Genomic DNA, 4277 nt, shown 5'->3' with positions numbered 1-4277 from the left:
CGCTGTGAAAGTATGTGGGCAAGAATGAAAGAAGAGCTGTTCTACAGCCGTGAGGACAAGCCGGAGAACTACACTATGAAAGAGTTGAAGACCATGATCTGGAGATATTATATGAGTTACTGGGCTAACAGAAGAATCTGCACCGCCAACGGTGGGCTGCCTCCGGCAGTTCGAAGAAAGCTCTACTATGATCATATCTTTCTCGCTGCATAATTCTTGTTCGAATAAAATGTGTCAAGTGATATTGACAAAACCATATGAAGGTCGTCGGCAAGAAATATGTCCGTGAAGAGGTAGAGCTTATCCCAGCGAAGCTGGTTGTAAAGAAATATTACAGTCTGACCTACGGCTGCAAAAAGTGCGAGAAAAAGAATATGCCTGTATTTTTGCACGGATTTGTTCCGGCACCTGTTTTGCCACATTCGCTTGCGTCTGCGTCAACTGCTGCATGGGTGATCTATCAGAAATATGTTAATGTCACTCCTCTGTACCGTCAGGAAAAGGACTGGGAACGTCTTGGATATGTACTCAGCAGAACGACCATGGCAAACTGGGTTATCCGCTGCAGTGAAGATTATTTCTCAAAGCTGGTAAGCAGATTGAAAGAAGAAATGCTTAAGCAAAAAATTCTTCACTGCGATGAAACATACGTCAAGGTCCTCAAGGAAAGAAACGTTTCCTCAGAAAGCAAGCAATATATGTGGGTGTACCGCACTGGAAAGCATTCGGACAGGCAGATCGTGATCTACGACTACAACAAGTCGAGGTCGGGAGATGTGCCGAAAGCGTTTCTCGGAGATTACGACGGTTATCTCCACACAGACGGTTATTCGGGTTACAACAAGCTTAATAAAGTCACTCATTGCAATTGCCTTGCTCATGTTCGCCGCAAGTTCCACGAAGCGATTATTGTGGACAGCGAAGACAGCATAGCAAGGGTCGCGAGAGATTATTGCGATAAGCTTTTTAAGATAGAAGCGAAGCTTGACAGTCTCACGACCGAAGAACGTTTTAAAGAGCGTCTGACACAGGAAAAACCTGTGTTCGAGGCTTTCTGGTCATGGGCTGAAAAAGTCGCACCTACAGTTCTTCCGAAAACGCAGCTCGGAAAGGCTTTTGAGTATGCATTCAAGCGCAGAGAGTATCTCGGGAATTATTTTAAAAACGGCGACTGTGCTATTTCAAACAACGCAGCGGAAAATGCGATTCGTCCGTTCACAGTCGGCAGAAAGAACTGGCTGTTCAGTGATACTCCGAACGGAGCAAAAGCCAGCGCTGATATATACAGCATCGTTGAGACAGCAAAAGCGAACAGGCTTGATGTTTTCAAATACTTTGAATTGTTGCTGACAGTTCTTCCGAGCATGGAGTTTCTGACCAATCCGGATATTCTGGAAGAACTGATGCCGTGGAATATATCTGTGCAGAAAATCTGTAAAGCAACATGAGTAATCCTCGAACCGCAGCTTGGGGATCTTTTATTTAGGGGCGGTATGTTATTAGGCGGGTACTTTTTTTTCACGTTTTAGGGACGAAAATTTTTAGTGTGAAATCGTAGATGTTTTTCAGTCAAAAAGGGATTTGAATCCACGACACTTGATATTAATCAAGAATTTTGGAAATGTGTCGGCATTTTCAAGGGGATCGTTACTGATTTTCGCATAAAACTATTTCACAAAATTTGCAAGCCTATTTTGTTGGTTTCTCACAAAGTTGAAAACCGATGAAATAGGCTTTTTTTCATTTCCTGAGGTTCATTTCCACTGTTTCTTTTACGGGCACAGAGCCTTCACGGGTTGCAATGTACTTCACATAGTTCTGCGATTTTTTTACTGCACCTTTTTTCAGGTATCTGCTAGTTACGATTAGCATGGGCATGGTGTCATTTCTTTCGGTGGGGATTGATATTTCTTCGTGAATGTTGTATAATTTAGAAAGTAATGATAAAATGCACAGCGAGGGTATATGTATGGAGAAATATGAGGTCGCATTACTGAATTTAACTGAAAACTCAGAAGTCAACACGGTTGTATATGCAGATGAAGTAGAAACATGCGATACAGATGATTTTCCAACAACCGAACAACAGAAGTTGTTTATACAGGATTGGTTTGCATCGTTATAATATATCAAGAATCCAAGGAGGAATATTTAATGAGTTTATTTGGTGATATTGATCTGACTAAGCTGTTTGACCATGACAGCGAGTACGGAAAAAGTTATGTATTCGGTGAGCTTACAGACGAGATGATTGCAAGAGCCGAACAGACTTTAGGATATAAAATGCCTGCATCATACATTGAACTGCTGAAGGTTCAAAACGGCGGTATGATTTCTGATGAATTTGATGAGAGCTGGCTGACAACGATCTACGGAATCGGTCCCACTGCTGACACATACAACAGTCTGGAAGAGAGGTTTGAAAACTGGAAGGAAGAATGGGAGTATCCTGACATTGGTATTCCTTTCGGTGAAACACAGTCAGCAGGTCATGATATGTATTACATGGATTTCAGATCTGCTGACGAAAACGGCGAACCTCGCATTGTCAGAATTGACAACGAGATGGATAATGAAGTTTATTTCGTCGCTGACAATCTCGTGGAGTTTATTAAGTTGATCATTGCCAATCAGGAAATTGAAGAGAAACTTTTGGATTAAGGAGATTGTTATGGGTTTATTTTCTAAAATAAAGGATTTTCTTAAAGGTCCTATCTATCGGATAAACAGAGAAGTTCTGGCGGATTATATGAACAATGAAATTCAGTTTTCAGTGGAGAATAATTTATCTGCCTGTGGAGAATTTTATTTGTCACCATCGGAAGGTGAAACAGAAGAACATATCATCATAACCAACAACGATGCTCCGTGTAAATGTCCGATGAAGTCAGAGAAAGATTTTACAGGCATTACGATTTACGCCAACAGAAGTTCATATTACGATCCTGAAAAGGATGAGATTTATCGCACTGTTGATGAATTTATACGATTCAAATTGAATGAATTTCCTGAATGGTTTATTTTCAGAGGTGAAACATCAGATTTAGATAAGTATATGATTAAGACGTAAAAAATCAAATCCGAGAATTATGTACAAGCCGTAATCAGACACACTCTGATCACGGCTTTTGTTTTACTCCTTCTGATATCTGACAGCATCCTCACAGTCAATGGTACCGTTGATTTTACGCACCTCGTTGATGCACATGACAAGAAGCTGACGAAGCGTTTCATCGTCAACATCATTCATCTCCGCAAGCAGGTGCGTCAGCTTGCCAAGCTCAACAGCAACCTTGAATAGCAGACGTGCCAAGCGCTGATCTGTACCATTGATCTGCGCTTTCACTGTTTCGGTAATCATCAGAGAGATATAGTTGAGATTATCTTGCTGACTCAGATAGCCGATATAAAACAATATAGCCTTTTCAATGAACTCACTTGCTACATAATTCTTGTTCGTATAAAATGTGTCAAGTGATATCGACAAAACCAAAAGTGAGTATGGCAAAGCACTTTTGACAGGTGAATACATTCCGCAAGATACGGATAGTGCAGTAAAATTGCTTGAGAAAGCTGTCAAACTTAAAAACATTAATGCAAAGAGGTTTCTTGCACTTGAATATATTTCAGGAGAGCATTTGGAACAGGACATTGAAAAAGGAATAGCCTTGCTTACCGAGTGTGCGGACAGCGGAGATGTCATTGCTTGTTACAGGCTAGGCAAAATTTATTTGCATGGCGAGATCGTACCGCAAAATCTGGTTAAAGCAGAAAAGTATTTGCTCTTGGCAGAAGATAGCGAGTATGCGCAGTATGCTCTTGCAAAGCTGTATTTGCAGGAAGAAAAGTATGATATACAAAAAGCTCTAGATTATTTTGAGAGATCTGCTGACAAAAATCATTGGGCAAGTTATCAGCTTGGCAGAAACTATCTTTTCGGTGCAGCGGGACTTACAAAGGATAAGGGACAAGCTATCGAATGGTTCACAAAGTCTGCAAATGACGGCAATGAATGTGCACAGGCTATGCTGGACAACATATCGAAGTTTGAGAATGATCTGCTTGTGAATACGATTTTTAGTTTGGTTGTTAGTCTTAGCAGGTGCATTCAGGATAGTTATGACAACGATCGTAAAGACCTACTGGTTTTGTCAATATCACTTGACACATTTTATTCGAACAAGAATTATGCAGCGAGAAAGATATGATCATAGTAGAGCTTTCTTCGAACTGCCGGAGGCAGCCCACCGTTGGCGGTGCAGATTCTTCTGTTAGCC

Annotated in this window: 6 protein-coding genes and 1 pseudogene; 6 read left to right on the top strand and 1 reads right to left on the bottom strand. The window is 41.0% G+C overall.

All coding sequences use genetic code 11. The annotated features are described in order from the left end of the window. The 5 genes and pseudogenes from DW793_RS13800 to DW793_RS13780 form a co-directional block, all read left to right on the top strand. Nucleotides 1–213: pseudogene (locus DW793_RS13800) on the top strand (IS3 family transposase); the annotation flags it as partial. 44 nt (nucleotides 214–257) lie between these two features. After that, on the top strand, nucleotides 258–1448 hold the full coding sequence (locus DW793_RS13795; protein WP_252969906.1) for an IS66 family transposase: 1191 nt from the start codon (nucleotides 258–260) through the stop codon (nucleotides 1446–1448). A 521-nt stretch (nucleotides 1449–1969) separates the two neighbouring features. After that, nucleotides 1970–2125, top strand: a complete 156-nt coding sequence (locus DW793_RS14845; protein WP_181988390.1) for a hypothetical protein — start codon at nucleotides 1970–1972, stop codon at nucleotides 2123–2125. Nucleotides 2126–2154: 29 nt separating this feature from the next. Further along, nucleotides 2155–2661, top strand: a complete 507-nt coding sequence (locus DW793_RS13785) for an SMI1/KNR4 family protein (protein WP_118158485.1) — start codon at nucleotides 2155–2157, stop codon at nucleotides 2659–2661. A 10-nt stretch (nucleotides 2662–2671) separates the two neighbouring features. Then, nucleotides 2672–3070 carry a hypothetical protein gene (locus DW793_RS13780; protein ID WP_118158484.1) on the top strand — a complete coding sequence of 133 codons (399 nt, stop codon included), beginning with the start codon at nucleotides 2672–2674 and terminating at the stop codon, nucleotides 3068–3070. A 63-nt stretch (nucleotides 3071–3133) separates the two neighbouring features. On the opposite strand, the gene DW793_RS14840 is transcribed toward DW793_RS13780, so the two are convergent. Beyond that, on the bottom strand, nucleotides 3134–3487 hold the full coding sequence (locus DW793_RS14840; RefSeq protein ID WP_118158483.1) for a hypothetical protein: 354 nt from the start codon (nucleotides 3485–3487) through the stop codon (nucleotides 3134–3136). Here DW793_RS14840 and DW793_RS13770 point away from each other — a divergent pair. Further along, the gene (locus DW793_RS13770) at nucleotides 3468–4208 is read left to right on the top strand and encodes a tetratricopeptide repeat protein (protein ID WP_118158482.1); all 741 of its coding nucleotides are present in this window, start codon (nucleotides 3468–3470) and stop codon (nucleotides 4206–4208) included. The two genes, DW793_RS14840 and DW793_RS13770, sit on opposite strands and share 20 nt — an antisense overlap. The last annotated feature ends 69 nt before the right edge of the window (nucleotides 4209–4277 follow it).

The sequence above is a fragment of the Ruminococcus sp. AM31-15AC genome (assembly GCF_003462045.1).
GTDB classification, from domain to species: Bacteria; Bacillota; Clostridia; order Oscillospirales; family Ruminococcaceae; genus Hominimerdicola; species Hominimerdicola aceti.
This window is presented reverse-complemented; position numbering and strand designations above follow the sequence as displayed.

What these genes read in the sequence shown, in the direction of transcription:
- DW793_RS13780 (WP_118158484.1), top strand. Translation starts at nt 2,672, where the DNA reads ATGGGTTTATTTTCTAAAATAAAGGATTTTCTTAAAGGTCCTATCTAT.
- DW793_RS13795 (WP_252969906.1), top strand. Translation starts at nt 258, where the DNA reads ATGAAGGTCGTCGGCAAGAAATATGTCCGTGAAGAGGTAGAGCTTATC.
- DW793_RS14845 (WP_181988390.1), top strand. Translation starts at nt 1,970, where the DNA reads ATGGAGAAATATGAGGTCGCATTACTGAATTTAACTGAAAACTCAGAA.
- DW793_RS13785 (WP_118158485.1), top strand. Translation starts at nt 2,155, where the DNA reads ATGAGTTTATTTGGTGATATTGATCTGACTAAGCTGTTTGACCATGAC.